Here is a 17,228-nt window from a genome sequence, read left to right as displayed (position 1 = left end):
CTAGATTTTGAACGGACCTACAGCGCCTGAAGATCTCTCATCATTTGCCGCGTTCGCAGCGTGGACACGCCGCAATGGTAGTTGAGCAAGGCGCGCAGCTGGTTTCGCAGGGCGCTGTTGCTGCCGGCGTTCATGGTGGCGATCTCGCGCAGGGTCGCGGTGAAGGGGGCGCGGTCGTCGAGCACGGCTTGCAGGGCCTGCCAGTCGGCGCCAGCCAGCGCGGCCTCCCCGTCCGCCGCCGAACGCAGGCCGGCTTCGGGCACGAGGCTGTAGCGCACGCCGGCGTCGAGCGGCTCCAGGGTCAGCGTCTGCACGTCGAGGGAAGGCAACAGGCCGACTTCACGCAGCAGGATCAGTTCGAAGGCACGCAGCGCGGCAGCCTGGGTTGCTGCCTGGGCCCCGACATGGTCCCCTGCCAGCACCTGCACCACGCCGGCATAGGCGTCGAACAGCGCCTCGTGAGCGTCGTCCCGCGCCAGCAGCCGCAGCAGCAGTTCATTGACGTAGTAGCCCGAGAGCAGCGCCTCGCCGGTCGGCATGACGTGGCCACCCATCCATTCCGCGCCCTTGAGCGTGCGGATTTCGGCGTCGCCGCCGTAGTTGAGCTGCAGCGGCTGCAAGGGCAGCAGCACGGGCCGGAAATTGGAACTCGGCCGCTTCGCCCCCTTGGCCACGAGCGCGATGCGCCCGTGGTGGCGGGTGAAGACCTCGAGGATCAGGCTCGATTCGCTCCAGTCGTAGCGATGAAGCACATACGCCGGTTCATGCGAAACGCGGTGGGCAGCGGCCACTTCATTCGTAGCCGAACGACCGGACCCGGGCCTCGTCGTCGGCCCAGCCGGAACGCACCTTGACCCACAGTTCGAGGAACACCTTGGCGTCGGCCAGCTTCTCGAGCTCGACGCGCGTCTCCATGCCGATGCGCTTGATGCGCTCGCCCTTGTCGCCGATCACCATGGCCTTGTGGCCGTCCCGCTCGACCACGATGGTGGCGGCGATGCGCAGCAGGCGCTTCTGGCCCTTTTTCTGGGGCGGCTCTTCCTCGAACTTGTCGATGATGACGGTAGAGGTGTAAGGCAGCTCGTCGCCGGTCAGGCGGAAGAGTTTTTCGCGCACCAGTTCGCCGGCCAGGAATTTCTCGCTGCGATCGGTGAGTTCGTCCTCGGCGTAGAACCAGGGCTGCTCGGGCAGGTATTTTTCGCAGATCCCGAAGAGGCGCTCGACGTCTTTCGAATTCTTGGCCGACATCGGCACGAACTCGGCGAAGGCGTGCTTCGCCTGCATGGTCTGCAGCCAGGGCGCGATGTCGCCGCGGCGGTGGACGTTGTCCAGCTTGTTGGCCAGGAGCACCGTCGGAATGCCCTTGCCCAGGAGCTTGAGCACGCGCTCGTCGGCCGGCGTGAAGCTGCCGGCTTCGACCACGAAAAGGATCAGGTCCACGTCGCCGACCGCGCCCTGCACGGTCTTGTTGAGCGACTTGTTCAGCGCGTTGGCATGCAGGGTCTGGAAACCCGGCGTGTCGACGAACACGAACTGCGTCGCACCCAGCGTGCGCATGCCGGTGATGCGGTGCCGCGTGGTCTGCGCCTTGCGCGAGGTGATGCTTATCTTCTGACCGACCAGCGCGTTGAGGAGGGTCGACTTGCCCACATTGGGCTTGCCGACGATGGCGATGAGGCCACAGTGTTGGGGGCCGCCTGCACCCGCGGCGGCATCGCCTGTTGTGTCTTCGGGCCCGGCTTCTGGATTGATAACGTCGTCGTTCATTGTGATTTCACGCAGCTCCGCGTGCCTTGAGCCGGATCAGCATGGCGGCCGCGGCAGCCTGCTCGCCGGCGCGGCGCGAGCCGCCGATGCCGCGTTCGCGAAGGCCCAACTCGGGCACCTCGCACTCGACATCGAAAGTCTGTTTGTGCGCTGCACCCAGCGTCGCCGCCACGCGGTACACCGGCAGCTTCATTTTGTGGCCCTGCAGCCATTCCTGCAATTCGGTCTTCGGGTCCTTGGCCGCCGCTTCCATGCGCGGGTTGATCTCGACCGATTCATAGAGCCGGCGCACCAGCGCCTCGGCGGCCGAAAAGCCCGCGTCGAGGTAGACCGCGCCGATCAGCGCCTCGAGCGCATCGGCCAGGATCGAAGGTCGGCTGGGGCCGCCCGAGCGGGCCTCGCCTTCGCCGAGCCGCAGCAGCGGCGACAGCTGGAGTTCGAGCGCCAGCCGATGCAGGGTGTCCTGCTTGACCAGGTTGGCCCGCACCCGCGACAGATCGCCTTCGGGCAGGGCCGCGAGACGGGTGTACAGCAGGTGCGATACCGCCAGGTTGAGCACCGAGTCGCCGAGGAACTCCAGGCGCTCGTTGTGGTCGGCCGAGAAGCTGCGGTGCGTGAGCGCGAGCTGCAGCAGCCGCGTATCGGAGAACGAGTGCTTGAGGCGCGCCTGCAGCGCGACGAGGCTGCCGTCCACCTTTTTCAGCGCCGCGTTCAGCGGGTCTCGCCCTTGTACTTGAGCGTCAGGTAGGCCGGGCCGAACAAGGGAATCTCGCGCTCGTAGGCATACGAGACGACGACCTTGTCACCGACCTTCTTGATGTCGAGGTCCCGGCCACTGACCGACTTGAAGTCGTCGATGGCCTGGGCGCGATCGAAGATGGCGCGAATTTCAGGCACCGTGGTGCCTTCCTTGGCCTTGTTGGCGGCCTTGTCGATGGCCTGCCATTCGATCAATGTCGGAATGACCTGCGCAACGACCACGCCCAGACAGCCGAGCACTGCCGCGACGAACAGCAGGCCGATGAACGAGATGCCGCGCTGGTGCGCGGCCCTGCTGCGGATGGACCGGTTTGCTCTCATGCCCTCTTACCCCTCGAACAGTGTTGATGACTGCTTATTGAAATGGACCGATGCGGCCGAAATCGCCGAAATTCATCCAGACGAAGAAGGCCCTGCCCACGATGTTCTTGTCCGGAACGAAGCCCCAGAAACGCGAATCCGCCGAATTATCGCGGTTGTCGCCCATCATGAAATACTGGCCGGCGGGCACCTTGCAGACCACGCCTTCGACGGAGTAGCGGCAGTTCTCGCGGAACGGGAAGTCGCTGGCACCCGGCACGAAGGACGGCGCACCTTCGTCGTTGAGGATCTTGTGCTGCTTGCCCGCGAGATCCTCGTCGAACTGCTTGAGCAGGCGCATCGATTCGCCGTCGAGATAGTCGGGTGCCGCGACCTTCGACACCGGCTGGCCGTTGATCGTGAGCTTCTTGTTCAGGTAGGCCACTTCGTCGCCTGGGATGCCGACCACGCGCTTGATGTAGTCCATGCTGGGCTTGGGCGGGTAGCGGAACACCACCACGTCGCCGCGCGCGAGGGGCGTGCCAGCGGTGATCTTGGTGTTGAGGACCGGCAGGCGCAGGCCGTAGGTGAACTTGTTGACCAGGATCAGGTCGCCAGTCAGCAGCGTGGGCATCATCGAGCCCGACGGAATCTTGAAAGGCTCGTAGAGGAACGAGCGCAAAAGGAACACCACCAGGATCACCGGGAAGAGGCCCGCCGTCCAATCGAGCCACCAAGGCTGCATCAGCAGGCGCTCACTGGCCTTGGTGTCAGCCGTGTCGACCTGGGTGATGCCCTGGCCGGCCAGTCGCGCATTGCGTTCGGCCATCGAGGCCTCGAGTTTGGCGGCAGCCGCTTCGCGCTTCGGCAGGAAATAGAAACGCTCGGCCAGCCAGTAGAGGCCGGTGACCACCGTGGCCACGAACAGCAGCAATGCGAAGTTGCCTTCGATCGCGCCGAAATACCAGGCGCCGACATAACTGGCGAACACCGCAAGGACCAGGGAAGTGATGAGTGCCATTTTTTGATCAGTCTTCGACTTGCAGAATCGCCAGGAAGGCCTCTTGCGGGACCTCGACGGAACCGATCTGCTTCATTCTTTTCTTGCCCGCCTTCTGCTTCTCGAGCAGCTTCTTCTTGCGGGTGATGTCGCCGCCGTAGCACTTGGCCAGCACGTTCTTGCGGAGGGCCTTGATTGTCTCACGCGCAATGATGTTGACCCCGATGGCCGCCTGGATCGCCACGTCGAACATCTGGCGCGAAATGATCTCGCGCATCTTCGAGACCACCGCCCGGCCGCGGTACTGCGACTGGGTGCGGTGCACGATGATGGACAGCGCGTCGACCTTCTCGCCGTTCAGGAGGATGTCGACCTTGACCACGTCGGACGCGCGGTATTCCTTGAACTCGTAGTCCATGGAGGCATAGCCGCGGCTGACCGACTTCAGCTTGTCGAAGAAGTCGAGCACGATCTCGCCGAGCGGCATCTCGTAGGTCAGCATGACCTGGCGGCCGTGGTAGGCCATGTTCATCTGCACGCCGCGCTTCTGGTTGGCCAGTGTCATGACGGCGCCGACGTATTCCTGCGGCATGTAGAGATGCACGGTCACGATCGGCTCGCGGATCTCGCTCATCTTGCCGACGTCGGGCATCTTGGACGGGTTCTCGACCATGATGACTTCGCCGTCGTTGCGCACCACCTGGTAGACCACGCTGGGCGCGGTCGTGATCAGGTCCTGGTCGAACTCGCGCTCCAGCCGCTCCTGCACGATTTCCATGTGCAGCAAGCCGAGGAAGCCGCAGCGAAAACCGAAACCGAGCGCCTGGCTCACCTCGGGTTCGTAGCGCAGCGACGAATCGTTGAGCTTGAGTTTTTCGAGCGCGTCGCGCAGCGAGTCGTACTCGCTGGCTTCGGTCGGGTAGAGACCGGCAAACACCTGCGGCTGGATTTCCTTGAAGCCCGGCAGCGCCTCGGTGGCCGTCGCGGCCGCGCCGCCCGTGCCCGCCTTGATCAGCGTGACGGTGTCGCCGACCTTGGCCGCCTGCAACTCCTTGATGCCCGCGATGATGAAGCCCACCTCGCCCGCTTCGAGCGAAGTGCGCGGTTGGGTGGCCGGCGTGAAGACGCCGATGTTGTCGGCGTTGTACATGGCGCCCGACGCCATCATCTTGATGCGCTCGCCCTTCACCAGCCGGCCGTCGACCACGCGCACCAGCATGACGACGCCGACGTACGGATCGAACCAGCTGTCGACGATCATCGCGCGCAGCGGGCCGTCGGGGTTGCCGCGCGGTGCAGGCATCTTGTGCACGATCGCTTCGAGGATCTCGTCGATGCCGAGGCCCGTCTTGGCGGAGCACGGAATCGCATCGGTCGCGTCGATGCCGATCACGTCTTCGATTTCGGTGCGTGCGTTCTCGGGATCGGCGTTCGGCAGATCCATCTTGTTGAGCACCGGCACCACTTCGACGCCGAGGTCGAGCGCGGTGTAGCAGTTGGCCACCGTCTGCGCTTCGACACCTTGCGATGCATCGACGACGAGCAGCGCGCCTTCGCATGCCGACAGCGAGCGGCTCACTTCATAAGAGAAGTCGACATGGCCCGGCGTGTCGATCAGATTGAGGTTGTAGACCTGCCCATCGAGTGCCTTGTAGTGCAGCGCAGCGGTCTGTGCCTTGATGGTTATCCCACGCTCTTTTTCGATGTCCATCGAGTCGAGCACCTGCGCTTCCATCTCGCGTTCGGCGAGGCCGCCGCAACGCTGGATCAAACGGTCTGCGAGCGTCGACTTGCCGTGATCGATGTGCGCAATGATCGAAAAATTTCTGATGTGATTCATCAACGGGAACGCTTAAGTACTTGAATTGGCTCGTGCCCAGCAGTGAGCGGGCAAGAAAAAAGGGCGCGTCTTCTGGAGACGCGCCCTGAACCAACAAGCAATGGCAACTGCAGTAGTTGGAACTTCATTGTAGGCAAAAAGGGAGGCACGTACATCCGGGAACAGGGTCCAAAGGGCTCGTTGCGGGTCCACAACATCAAAGATACGAACAGGTTATCCACAGGATCGGTGGAGCACTCACTGAACAACTTGTGGGCGATCTGTGGAGCACCGGTGGACTGCGGTCTGACATCTCGCATCGTGAAGGTCGTTGCACTCCTTATGCGCTGACCGGCCGCCGCGAGTGCTCTATTCTACCGAAAACCGTCCTTAGCCTTCCAGAAAGTTAGTGTTCGCAAACCAAAATCGAGGCTTTTGGACCCTCAGATTTTTTTAGGGATCCGCACCCGAACGTCGTAAACGCCTCAAAAAAACGGCCCCAAACCCGACTGCCGGGTGGGGCCACTTGACGGCAGCGCCGTATCAGCGTGCGGGACGGATCAGGGCGTATTGCGCCCAGTCGCCACGGCGGAACAGCACGCTGAGCGCCTTGCTCTTGTCGGCCTTGGCCAGCGCCGACTCGAACTCGCGGGTGTTGGCCACCTCGGTGTTGCCCACGGCCAGGATGATGTCGCCTTCGCGTAGGCCTGCTCGCGCAGCACCTTCAGTGGCGGTATCGACCTTCACGCCGCCCTTGAGCTTGAGCTCCTTCTTCTGCGCATCGTTGAGGTCGCTGACGGCGAGGCCGAGCGACTTGGCAGCTGCGGAAGCCGAAGGCTTCGGTGCCGGTTCGTCGCGATCGGACGCACGCTTGGCAGGCTTGTCGGGCTCGATCTCGGCAATGGTCACGCTCAGGTCGCGCGAGTTGCCGCGACGGAACACCGTGAGCGTGCTCTTCGTGCCGGGCTTGGTGTTGCCCACCAGGCGCGGCAGGTCGCTCGGCTTCTCGATGGCCTTGCCGTCGAACTTGGTGATGACGTCACCCGGCTCCACGCCGGCCTTCTCACCCGGCGATCCGGCTTCGACGCCACGCACCAGCGCGCCCTGCGCCTTGGCCAGGCCAATGGCTTCGGCCACATCCTTCGTGACCTGGTCGATCTGCACGCCGATGCGGCCGCGGGACACGCGACCCGAGGTGCGCAACTGGTCGCTCACGCGGATCGCCTCGTCGATCGGAATCGAGAACGAGATGCCCATGAAGCCGCCCGAGCGCGAGTAGATCTGGCTGTTGATGCCCACCACTTCGCCACGCATGTTGATCAGCGGACCGCCCGAGTTGCCGGGATTGATGGCCACGTCGGTCTGGATGAACGGCAGGTACTCGCCGGTGTCGCGCTGCTTGGCGCTCACGATGCCGGCCGTGACGGTGTTCTCCAGGCCGAAGGGCGAACCGATAGCCATCACCCATTCGCCGACGCGCAGCTTGGAGATGTCGCCCACCTTCACCGCAGGCAGGCCGGTGGCTTCGATCTTGACGACAGCAACGTCGGAGCGCTTGTCGGCGCCGATGATCTTGGCCTTGAACTCGCGCTTGTCGGGCAGTGTGACCATCACCTCGGAGGCGTCTTCCACCACGTGCGCGTTGGTCATGACATAGCCGTCGGCCGTCAGGATGAAGCCGGAGCCGACACCGCGCGGGCGCTCCTCTTCCTGGGGCTGCTGCGGCCTGTTGGGACGCGGCCCCTGGCGCGGCGTGCCCGGTGCGGGCTGCCCGAAGAAGCGACGGAAGAATTCCTGCATCTCCTCGTCCATCTCGCCGTTGCCGGCGCCGCGCTGCGCGACCTTCTCGACGGTGCGGATGTTGACGACGGAGGGGCCGACCTGGTCGACCAGATCGGTGAAGTCGGGCAGCGTGCGCGTCTGCGCATGGACAGGCTCGACGGGAAGGAAGGTGGCCCCGGTTGTCAGTGCGAGCGCGAAAGCCAGCACACCGGAACGAAGCTTGTGTCCCTCGACTTTGAACATCATCGGTTTTCTTTCAAAAGAACAGAGAGGAGAGCGGCTAGAACAACAAAGGCTATGAGTGGGCGCTGCGTGCTTGGTTCAGCGCCATCCGCGCTTCAACGGCCGGCCATCAGCGCGTGCGGGCGAGACTCTGGGCAAAAGCGTTGAGCGTCTGCTGCGGCACCTCGCCCACCGCGGTCAGCCACCAGTCGCTCGCAGGCTCGGGCAATCGCCGACGGATCGCATTGGTCGCACCGATGGTCAGCACGCCGTCGCGCGGCGCACGCGCGGCATCGTAGCGCTCGATGAAAAGTGACACCGAGGCCAGGCCATCCGAGAAAGTCCACTGGACCGTTGCCGCATCCTGCTTCGACTTGTCGCCACCGGCGGTCGGCCGGCGGAAGAAGCTGCGAGGCTTGAAGCCCGCCACGGGCGTGCTGAGCGTCCAGCCTTCGTCCTGTGCCGAGGTGCGCTCGAGCTCCAGCTTCTCGATGCGGTAGCCCGAGGTGTTGGTCATCATCTGCGCCAGGGCTTGTGCCTTCACCGGCGCATCGAGCTGCAGTTCGGAGAACGCCGACTGCTCCACCACCCGCGATTCGCTGTCGATGGTCTGCAGCTTCACCACCAGGCCCGAGCGGCGCTCGCTCCAGATGCGGTAGCCGAAACGCAGGCCATCGTGCGGCACCAGCTGCACCACGTCGGCGTCAAAACCGGCCACGCGGTCCTTGCCGATCGCGCGCACGTCGTAGAAATCGCCGATCGACGAATCGGTCTTGTCCGGCAGGTTGGGAAAAAGATCGAGGTTCTCGCGTTTCTCGACCTTCACGACCTTTGCCTCGGGCAGGAAGGTCATGACATTGCGATTGCGCCGGAAGGTCGAGCGCGGCGGTCCCGAGAGCGCCTCGATGCGTTCGATCTGATGATCGCCGTCGCGCACATGCCAGATGCGCGCGCTCGACAGGTCGCCGCCCGGCGCCGACACCACGAAGGTGCCCACGTAGTTCCGTTGCCGCGCGCCGGTGTGCATGCGCTGCAGCCAGTCGGCCACGCTCATCGCCGGTGGTTCGTCCGTCTGCGCCGCAGCCGCACCCTTGGCGGTCGCCGGGCCGGAGCGGTTTTGTGCGGTGGCAACCTGCACGAAGCAGAAGGCTGCAAACACAAGCACGAACGCGCGTGCGGAGATCGGCATCTGAACGGTCATTGCGGGCAGTTACGGACGCGCCATCAGCGCGTAGGTCCCTCGAAGGTGGCGTTGCGCAGGAAACCGGAAGGCATTTGCGAAGCACCGCCAGCCTGCTGGTGCGCTTCGAGCAATTGATCGAGGCGCGGATCGCGCAGCATGACCTGCGGATTGCCGTTTCCGACCATCACGCGCGTGGGCGTCAGCGTGGCGCTGGCTGGCTGCTGGCTGTTGACGGCCGCTGCCGCCAGGACCGAATTCACCGCGGGCTGCTGCTGGGCCGCGATCTGCGCACCAGCCTGCGAACCGGAGGTGCCGTTGCCGATCAGCGTCCAGCTGATGGCCGCCACGGCGACCATCGACGCGGCGCCTGCCATCAGCTTCCAACGGAAGACCGGCTCGTTGGCCGCATCGGCCCTGCGCTGGACCTGGACCGCGGCCGGTGCGGCAACTGGCACCAGCGCCGGCATCGCAACCACTGGCTCCACGGCGAGTCGCTGCTGGAAACGCGCGAGGAACGCCGAGCTGTCGCTGCACGCCGAATGGGAGCCCGAACGCAGCACATCGCCCACCACGTGGTAGGTGTGCCAGGCCGCGCGCGAATCGCTTTCGGTGCAGACCGCTTCGATCGCCTGCGCGAACGCCTCGCCCTGCAAATGACCATCCGCAAGTGCGGACACCTGTTCCCGAACCGTCATCATCTGATTCATTTCATTCACCTGCTTACTTACCAACGCTTGCCGGACTGGTTGTCCAGAAGCGGTTTGACCCTGGCCGAAATGGCTTCGCGCGCCCGGAAAATACGCGAGCGCACCGTGCCGATAGGGCAATCCATGACCTCGGCAATCTCTTCGTAACTCATCCCCTCGATCTCGCGCAGCGTGACTGCCTGGCGCAACTCGGCTGGGAGCGCGTCCATGGCTGCCTCGACGGCGCTGGCGATTTCATTCGCCGCCATGACCGATTCGGGGGTTTCGTCGCTGATTGGTTCGTTTCCGGGACGGTAAGTTTCATCGTCGTCGTCAGAAGACGGCCGCAGCGCGCTTTCGGAGATGGTCGGATCGCGCTTCATGTCCACCAGCGCCTTCTTGGCGGTGTTGACAGCGATCCGGTAGAGCCAGGTGTAGAACTGCGCCTCGCCGCGAAACTGGTGCAGCGCGCGGTAGGCGCGGATGAAGGTTTCCTGCGCGATGTCCTCGACCAGGTCGACATCGCGCACCATGCGGCCGATCAGCCGCTCGATGCGGCGCTGGTACTTGATGACCAGGAGCTCGAAGGCCTTCTGGTCGCCCGCGACCGTGCGCTGGACCAGCTGGAAATCGACCTCGCCCGGGCGCGGCGCCTCGGCCGACGCGTCGGTCAGGCCGGACTCCGGTGGCACAGGCGGGGGAGAAGTTGTCATCGACGGGGTTTCAGGGCGCGTCGGCAGGTGCCGTCCCAGGGATCGCCCGCAGGCTCGGCAGCCGGCGCGCGCGCATAGACCGCGCGGCGCACGTCGCGCCAGCGCTCCGGCATGGATCGCTGCTCAAGCCAGACCCAGCGCGCAGCGCGACCCGGCTCCGAAAGCCTGACCAGGATCAGCGATTGGAAATCGAGCGCGACCTTGGCCCGCGCCGCACGAACGCCACGGGTCGGATCGGCCCCCGTCAGGGACCAATGGAGTCCGTCGAAATGCAGCGTGGCAGCGCCATCGCGCCGCAAGCCGAAGCCCGCGGCAACGCCCGAGAAGACGACGCTGAGAACCAGCAGCAGCTGGCGCCATCCAGCGCTATCGAAGAGATAGCAGGATGCGCCTGCGCAGCATGCGCCCAGGGTCCAGAGAACGACAAGAATCCGGGTTGCGCCGCGTGAGCGCCCCACCGGATAGGTCACCGACGGCGCGCTGTGCATGAGAGAGCAATGCTCAAGCGCGCTTGAACACCAGCGTACCGTTGGTGCCGCCGAAGCCGAAGTTGTTCTTGACCGCGACATCGATCTTCAGATCGCGCGCCTCGTTGGCGCAGTAGTCGAGATCGCACTCCGGATCCTGGTTGAAGATGTTGATGGTCGGCGGGCTCTTCTGCTCATGCAGCGCAAGCACCGTGAACACCGATTCGATGCCGCCCGCGCCGCCCAGCAGGTGGCCGGTCATGGACTTGGTCGAATTCACGACGAGCTTCTTCGCGTGATCGCCGAAGGCGAGCTTGACCGCGTTGGTCTCGTTGAGGTCGCCGATCTGCGTCGAGGTGCCGTGCGCGTTCAGGTACTGGACCTGGTCGGCATTGACACCTGCGTTGGCCAGTGCCATTGCCATCGAACGGCGGGGGCCGTCGACGTCAGGCGCGGTCATGTGATACGCATCGCCGGTCAGGCCGAAGCCCGCGACTTCCGCATAGATCTTGGCGCCGCGCGCCTTGGCATGCTCGTACTCCTCGAGCACCAGCACGCCGGCGCCCTCGCCCAGCACGAAGCCGTCGCGATCCTTGTCCCACGGACGCGAGGCCGTGGCGGGATCGTCGTTGCGCGTGCTCAGCGCGCGAGGCGCGGTGAAGCCACCGATGCCGAGCGGCGAAATGGTCGACTCGGCACCGCCGGCGATCATGACGTCGGCATCGCCGTACTCGATCATGCGTGCCGACGTGCCGATGGCATGCAGGCCCGTGGTGCAGGCGGTCACGACGGCGATGTTCGGGCCCTTGAAGCCGTACTTGATCGACACGTGGCCCGAGATCATGTTGATGATCGACGCCGGCACGAAGAACGGCGAAATGCGGCGCGGGCCGCGGCTCGCGTATTCGCCATGCGTCTGTTCGATCATCGGCAGACCGCCGATGCCCGAACCGATGTTGCAGCCGATGCGAACGGCCTCTTCATAGGACAGCGCTTCGCCGGTTGGCAGTCCGCTGTCCTGCACCGCCTGGATGGCGGCGGCAAGCCCCAGATGAATGAAGCGGTCCATGTGACGCGCTTCCTTCTCCGAGATGTATTGGGTGATGTCGAAACCCTTCACCTCACCGGCGAACTTGCAGGCGAAGGCGCTTGCATCGAACGCGGTGATGTTCGCAATGCCCGACTTCCCGGCCAACAGGTTGGCCCAGGATTCGGTTGCGGTGTTTCCGACAGGAGCGATGCAACCGAGTCCGGTCACGACGACGCGGCGTTTGGTCATGCCGGCAAACCTTTCTGGAAGCGCTGAACAGTTGCTGGTCGGCGCGTGCGGTTCAGGAAAAAGCCGCCGGCCGCAGTCGCAGTGTCAGCTGGCCAATCAGGCCTTTTGATTCTTGGTGGCGTAGTCGACGGCGTTTTGCACCGTGGTGATCTTCTCGGCATCTTCATCGGGGATCTCGATGCCGAACTCGTCTTCGAGTGCCATCACGAGTTCGACCGTGTCGAGCGAGTCAGCGCCGAGGTCGGCCACGAAAGCCTTTTCATTCGTCACTTGGGACTCTTCCACGCCGAGTTGCTCGGCGATGATTTTCTTGACACGTGCTTCGATATCGCTCATTTGGTTCCCTCTGAGGGTTGTAGGTAATCGGTGGATTTTAGCCGGGCGGATTGTGGCATTTGCCTCACCCCCGGTACGGGAAAGATTGCGCCTTGCGGCTACATGTGCATGCCGCCATTCACATGCAACTCCTGCCCGGTCACGTAGGACGCCTGGGGCGATGCGAGGTACGCCACCGCATGCGCGATGTCGGCCGGCTTGCCCAGATGCCCCAGCGGGATCTGTTGCAGAAGTGCTTGTTGCTGCGCCTCGGGGAGGCTCGCCGTCATGTCGGTTTCGATGAAGCCCGGCGCGACGCAGTTGACGGTGATGTTGCGGCTGCCCAGTTCGCGGGCCAGGGCGCGGGTCATGCCCGCGACGCCGGCCTTGGCGGCGGCGTAGTTGGCCTGGCCGGCATTGCCGGAGGCGCCCACCACGCTCGTGATGCTGATGATGCGGCCGTAGCGCTGCTTCATCATCGGGCGGATCACCGCGCGCGAAAGGCGGAACACGGCCTTGAGATTGGTGTCGAGCACCGCATCCCAGTCGTCATCCTTCATGCGCATGGCGAGCGTGTCGCGCGTGATGCCGGCGTTGTTGACCAGCACGTGGATCGCGCCGTAGGCCTGGACGATCTCGTCGATCAGCGCTTCGACGGCGGCGGCGTCGTTCACATTCAGTGCACGGCCTCGGCCGTCGAACGCGCTCAGTGCCGAAGTGATCTTCGCCGCGCTGTCCTCGGTAGTACCGGTGCCGACCACCTTGAGGCCGCGTTGCGCCAGCTCAAGCGCAATCGCCGCGCCGATGCCGCGCGATGCGCCGGTGACCAGGGCGACTTGCCCTTCGAATTTGGGAATGCTCATATAAAAAGTATCGGGGCCTTGCGCCGTTCAGCCGGCGAGCGATTGTCGGGTGCCCGCGAGCGTCGCCGGGTCGTACACCGACGCAGCTTCGAGATCGGGAGCGATGCGCTTGACCATGCCGGCCAGCACCTTGCCGGGCCCGCACTCGATGATGGCGCCTACACCGCGCAGTTTCAAGGCCTGCACGCTCTCGACCCAGCGAACCGGGCCGGCTGCCTGGCGCACCAGGGCGTCGCGGATGCGGTCCGGGTCGGTCTCGACGGCCACGTCAATGTTGTTCAACACCGGAATCTGCGGCGCGGCAAGCGTGAGGGTGGCGAGCTTTTCGCGCAGCGCCTCGGCGGCTGGCTTCATCAGGCTCGAATGGAAAGGCGCCGAAACGGGCAGCAGCAGCGCGCGCTTGGCACCATTGGCCTTGAGCAACTCACAGGCCTTGTCGACAGCAGCCTTGCTGCCGGCGATCACGGTCTGCGCCGGATCGTTGAAATTCACGGCTTCGACGATTTCAGCGCTGCCTGCGCCGAAGGAGGCCGTCGCTTCAGCACAGCCTGCCACGACCTTGCCGGACTCCATGCCCAGCACGGCGGCCATGGCGCCGACACCGACGGGCACCGCCTGCTGCATGGCTTGCGCACGAAAACGCACCAGCGGCGCGGCTTGCGCCAGCGTCAGCACACCCGAAGCCACCAGCGCCGAATACTCGCCCAGCGAATGACCGGCCACGACGGAAGGCGTTGCACCGCCTTCGGACAACCAGGCCCGCCAGGCCGCGACACCGGCGACCAGCATCACCGGCTGCGTGTTGGTGGTGAGCGCCAGCTCTTCCTTCGGACCGTTCTTGATCAGCGCGCCGACGTCTTCGCCCAGCGCTTCGGAGGCTTCGCGCAGCGTCTCGGCCACGGCCGGATGGTTGCCCCAGGCGTCGAGCATGCCGACAGCCTGCGAGCCCTGACCCGGAAAAACAAAAGCAAAGGATTTCATTGTTCTATGCGTCATATCGCACCACAACCCCGACGAGGGCCGCAACACGCTACAGATTCAATAGCACGGCGCCCCAGGTGAAACCGCCGCCCACGCCTTCGAGCATGAGGGTTTCGCCCTTCTTCACCTTGCCGGAGCGCACCGCTTCGTCGAGCGCCAGCGGAATCGAGGCGGCCGAGGTGTTGCCGTGCTCGTTGACGGTGACGATCAGCTTCTCGCGCGGCAGCTTCAGCTTCTTGGCCGTGCCTTCCATGATGCGGATGTTGGCCTGGTGCGGAATCAGCCAGTCGATGTCGGCATCGGTCTTGCCAGCCTTGGCCAACGCGGTGCGCGCCGCCTCTTCGAGCACCCGGACCGCCAGCTTGAAGACGGCCTGGCCGTCCATGTGCAGCAGCGGCGTGCCCAGCACATTGCCACCGGACACATGGCCCGGCACGCAGAGGATGCCGACGTGCTTGCCGTCCGCATGCAGGTCGCTCGACAGGATGCCGGGTTCGTCGCTGGCCTCGAGCACCACGGCGCCCGCGCCATCGCCGAACAGCACACAGGTGGTGCGATCGTTGAAATCGAGGATGCGGGAGAACACTTCCGCGCCGATCACCAGTGCACAGCGTGCAGAGCCGGTGCGGATCATGGCGTCGGCCACGGTCAGCGCGTAGACGAAGCCGCTGCAGACCGCCTGGACGTCGAACGCCGGACAGCCGGCAATGCCGAGCTTGTTCTGGAGGATGGCAGCCGACGACGGGAACACCATGTCGGGCGTCGAGGTCGCGACGATGATCAGGTCGACATCGCTGGGCTTGCGGCCTGCCGCTTCGAGCGCGTGCTTCGCAGCCTCAAGGCCGAGGTCGCTGCTGCCAACATCCGGCGCGGCAAAGTGACGCGCGTGGATGCCGGTGCGCTCGACGATCCACTGATCGGAGGTTTCGATGCCGCGCGTCGCCAGTTCCTTGGCGAGATCGTCATTGGTCACGCGGCGTGGGGGCAGATAGCTGCCGGTGCCGGTGATGCGTGAAAAAGGGGTCATCAAACGTGAAGGGCCGTCGCGTCGACCGGCACCGCCGGTTCCTGCCGCGCGAGCAAAGGCGCGGCGTGGGCGATGCGGGCCCGCACGCGATCGAGCAGGTTGTTGCGAGCGGCATCATAAGCGCGATCCAGCGCATGTCCGAAAGCCACTTCGTCGGCCGAGCCATGGCTCTTGAAAACCAGGCCGCGCAGGCCCAACAAGGCGGCCCCGTTGTACCGACGGTGATCCAGACGGCTTTTGAACGCTTTTAGAACCGGGTAAGCAACAATTGCCGCAATCTTCGTGAAAATGCTTCGCGAGAATTCGACACGAATGAACTCCCCGATCATCGAAGCAACGCCTTCACTGGCCTTCAGCGCGACATTTCCGACGAAGCCGTCACAGACGACGATGTCGGTCGTTCCCTTGAAAATATCGTTGCCTTCAACATTGCCGTAGAAGTTCAAATCCTTGGAATTGGCAGCCGTACGCAGCAGTTGGCTCGCCTTTTTGATCGTTTCGCTACCTTTGATGGCTTCTTCGCCAATATTAAGCAGGCCGACCGAAGGGGCCTCGTTCCCGGTCAGCGCCGAAACCAGCGCCGAACCGAGCACAGCGAACTGAAGCAGGTCCTCGGCGTCGCAATCGACGTTCGCACCCAAATCGAGCACCGTGGTCGCGCCCCCCTTTGCATTCGGGAGTTGCGGGGCGATCGCGGGGCGATCGATGCCGTCCAGCGTCTTGAGCAGGTAGCGCGCGATCGCCATCAAGGCGCCGGTGTTACCGGCGGAAATGGCCGCCTGGGCGGCGCCGTCCTTGACCTGCTGGATCGCGACACGCATCGAAGAGTCCTTCTTCTTGCGCAGCGCGATTTCAATGGGGTCGTCCATGCCCACCACTTCGCTGGCAGCAACGATGCGGGCGCGCGGATGTGCGGCGAACCCCGCCAGCGCGGCCGGCGCACCGACCAGCAGCAACGAGGCTTCGCTGTGCCGCTCGAGAAACGCGCGGCAGGCCGCGAGCGTGACGCGCGGCCCATGGTCGCCTCCCATGCAATCCACGGCGAGCGTGATTGCGGAAGGCGCAGCAGTGAATTCGGGAGAAGAAGGCGTAGCCATCAAAACAAAGGCCCGACGCTACAGGAAAAGTAGCTTCGGGCCTTGGCCTTGGAGTGCGAGATCAGGCTTCGGACTTGTTCTTGAGCACCTGACGGCCACGGTAGAAACCGTTCGGGCTGATGTGGTGGCGCAGGTGCGTTTCGCCAGTGGTCGGCTCCACGGCGATGCCGGGCACGACCAGTGCGTTGTGTGAACGGTGCATGCCGCGCTTGGAAGGCGACTTCTTGTTTTGCTGGACGGCCATGATGGCTCCTGGACTGTTAGGTGAGTGACTGGATACGGGCTCAAGCGGTGGCAATACAAAAAAGTGCGTGGCATGTATGGAATGCCCTTGTCTGTATCGCTGCTCACGGCGGCGCGCGCGAAGCCCATGATTATAGCCTAGGCGCCGGGAAAGGGCTACTTGCCCTCTTCCGGCTTGCGCGAACGCAACGCTCCGAGCACCGCGAACGGGTTCGGCTTGGCTTCCTCGGCCGCGCGGAAATCATCGTCGCTGGACGACAGGCGAACCGGCTCGGGGCAGACGTCGTGGACGGGCATGACGGGAATTTCCATCAACAACTCGTCCTCGATCAGGGTGTGCAGGTCGAAATCCCGGCTGGCGACCAGCAGGTCTTCGTCGGATTCCTCGTCTTCGGCTTCCGCCGTGGCCTCGTCGGCGACGAAACGGAACCAGCGGTCCACCACGAGCTCCGTCTCCACAGGCGCCAGGCAGCGCTGGCACGTCAGCGGAACGACCGCCTCGGCTTCCAGGTGCAGCCAGGGCGCGGCCTTGCCGTCGGCGCCCGGGCGCTCCTCGCCGGTGGCTTCCCAGTGGACGACAGCGTTGGCGGCAGGATCCGCCAGTTCGGCGACAAGTCGCACGTAATTGGGGACCGGGTCGGCGGCATTCAGGGTTCCGGCTGCGGCGGCGAAGCCGACCACGTCGAGCCGTTCGGGGGCAAATTCTCTCTTCATCCGCGCCAGTC

19 protein-coding genes are annotated in these 17,228 nt (G+C 64.5%); all 19 read right to left on the bottom strand.

Annotation, left to right across the window (positions count from 1 at the left end):
- Positions 1-17: 17 nt before the first annotated feature.
- The 19 genes from recO to GNX71_RS07725 all read right to left on the bottom strand — a co-directional run bounded on the left by recO (position 18) and on the right by GNX71_RS07725 (position 17,217).
- The gene (recO, locus tag GNX71_RS07815; RefSeq protein WP_206177796.1) at positions 18-791 is read right to left on the bottom strand and encodes a DNA repair protein RecO; all 774 of its coding nucleotides are present in this window, start codon (positions 789-791) and stop codon (positions 18-20) included.
- Between the two features lies 1 nt (position 792).
- Positions 793-1,767, bottom strand: a complete 975-nt coding sequence (gene era / locus GNX71_RS07810; RefSeq protein WP_241027196.1) for a GTPase Era — start codon at positions 1,765-1,767, stop codon at positions 793-795.
- Positions 1,768-1,774: 7 nt separating this feature from the next.
- Positions 1,775-2,461: a ribonuclease III gene (rnc, locus tag GNX71_RS07805; RefSeq protein WP_206177795.1), complete on the bottom strand. Its 687-nt coding sequence runs from the start codon at positions 2,459-2,461 to the stop codon at positions 1,775-1,777.
- 17 nt (positions 2,462-2,478) lie between these two features.
- The gene (locus GNX71_RS07800) at positions 2,479-2,847 is read right to left on the bottom strand and encodes a DUF4845 domain-containing protein (protein WP_206177794.1); all 369 of its coding nucleotides are present in this window, start codon (positions 2,845-2,847) and stop codon (positions 2,479-2,481) included.
- Positions 2,848-2,881: 34 nt separating this feature from the next.
- A complete protein-coding gene (lepB, locus tag GNX71_RS07795; protein WP_206177793.1) occupies positions 2,882-3,847 on the bottom strand; it encodes a signal peptidase I in 966 nt (321 codons plus the stop codon).
- A gap of 7 nt (positions 3,848-3,854) precedes the next feature.
- The gene (gene lepA / locus GNX71_RS07790) at positions 3,855-5,666 is read right to left on the bottom strand and encodes a translation elongation factor 4 (RefSeq protein ID WP_206177792.1); all 1,812 of its coding nucleotides are present in this window, start codon (positions 5,664-5,666) and stop codon (positions 3,855-3,857) included.
- A 522-nt stretch (positions 5,667-6,188) separates the two neighbouring features.
- Positions 6,189-7,673 carry a DegQ family serine endoprotease gene (locus tag GNX71_RS07785; protein ID WP_206177791.1) on the bottom strand — a complete coding sequence of 495 codons (1,485 nt, stop codon included), beginning with the start codon at positions 7,671-7,673 and terminating at the stop codon, positions 6,189-6,191.
- A 106-nt stretch (positions 7,674-7,779) separates the two neighbouring features.
- Complete coding sequence (locus tag GNX71_RS07780; protein ID WP_206177790.1) at positions 7,780-8,850, bottom strand: MucB/RseB C-terminal domain-containing protein; 1,071 nt, start codon at positions 8,848-8,850, stop codon at positions 7,780-7,782.
- 23 nt (positions 8,851-8,873) lie between these two features.
- Positions 8,874-9,539 carry a sigma-E factor negative regulatory protein gene (locus GNX71_RS07775; RefSeq protein WP_206177789.1) on the bottom strand — a complete coding sequence of 222 codons (666 nt, stop codon included), beginning with the start codon at positions 9,537-9,539 and terminating at the stop codon, positions 8,874-8,876.
- 17 nt (positions 9,540-9,556) lie between these two features.
- On the bottom strand, positions 9,557-10,231 hold the full coding sequence (rpoE, locus tag GNX71_RS07770; RefSeq protein WP_241027195.1) for an RNA polymerase sigma factor RpoE: 675 nt from the start codon (positions 10,229-10,231) through the stop codon (positions 9,557-9,559).
- Positions 10,228-10,719, bottom strand: coding sequence for a hypothetical protein (locus GNX71_RS07765; RefSeq protein WP_241027194.1), 492 nt, complete (start codon positions 10,717-10,719; stop codon positions 10,228-10,230). The genes rpoE and GNX71_RS07765 overlap by 4 nt, the downstream gene beginning before the upstream one ends.
- Before the next feature lie 13 nt (positions 10,720-10,732).
- Entirely contained in the window at positions 10,733-11,977 is a 1,245-nt protein-coding gene (gene fabF / locus GNX71_RS07760; RefSeq protein ID WP_206177788.1) for a beta-ketoacyl-ACP synthase II, read from the bottom strand.
- A 96-nt stretch (positions 11,978-12,073) separates the two neighbouring features.
- Positions 12,074-12,313: an acyl carrier protein gene (acpP, locus tag GNX71_RS07755; RefSeq protein ID WP_007830471.1), complete on the bottom strand. Its 240-nt coding sequence runs from the start codon at positions 12,311-12,313 to the stop codon at positions 12,074-12,076.
- A gap of 98 nt (positions 12,314-12,411) precedes the next feature.
- Entirely contained in the window at positions 12,412-13,155 is a 744-nt protein-coding gene (fabG, locus tag GNX71_RS07750; protein WP_093434874.1) for a 3-oxoacyl-ACP reductase FabG, read from the bottom strand.
- Positions 13,156-13,182: 27 nt separating this feature from the next.
- Positions 13,183-14,136, bottom strand: coding sequence for an ACP S-malonyltransferase (gene fabD, locus GNX71_RS07745; RefSeq protein ID WP_206177787.1), 954 nt, complete (start codon positions 14,134-14,136; stop codon positions 13,183-13,185).
- A gap of 49 nt (positions 14,137-14,185) precedes the next feature.
- Positions 14,186-15,163 (bottom strand): beta-ketoacyl-ACP synthase III, encoded by a 978-nt coding sequence (locus tag GNX71_RS07740; protein WP_206177786.1) that lies wholly within the window; start codon positions 15,161-15,163, stop codon positions 14,186-14,188.
- The gene (plsX, locus tag GNX71_RS07735; protein ID WP_206177785.1) at positions 15,163-16,260 is read right to left on the bottom strand and encodes a phosphate acyltransferase PlsX; all 1,098 of its coding nucleotides are present in this window, start codon (positions 16,258-16,260) and stop codon (positions 15,163-15,165) included. The genes GNX71_RS07740 and plsX overlap by 1 nt, the downstream gene beginning before the upstream one ends.
- 61 nt (positions 16,261-16,321) lie before the next feature.
- Positions 16,322-16,504 carry a 50S ribosomal protein L32 gene (rpmF, locus tag GNX71_RS07730; protein ID WP_007830466.1) on the bottom strand — a complete coding sequence of 61 codons (183 nt, stop codon included), beginning with the start codon at positions 16,502-16,504 and terminating at the stop codon, positions 16,322-16,324.
- A 155-nt stretch (positions 16,505-16,659) separates the two neighbouring features.
- Positions 16,660-17,217, bottom strand: coding sequence for a YceD family protein (locus tag GNX71_RS07725; protein WP_206177784.1), 558 nt, complete (start codon positions 17,215-17,217; stop codon positions 16,660-16,662).
- Between the last annotated feature and the right edge of the window lie 11 nt (positions 17,218-17,228).

The organism is Variovorax sp. RKNM96 (genome assembly GCF_017161115.1).
GTDB lineage: Bacteria > Pseudomonadota > Gammaproteobacteria > Burkholderiales > Burkholderiaceae_C > Variovorax.
The sequence above is the reverse complement of the archived record's forward strand: the minus strand, read 5'-3'. Positions and strand labels throughout refer to the sequence as shown.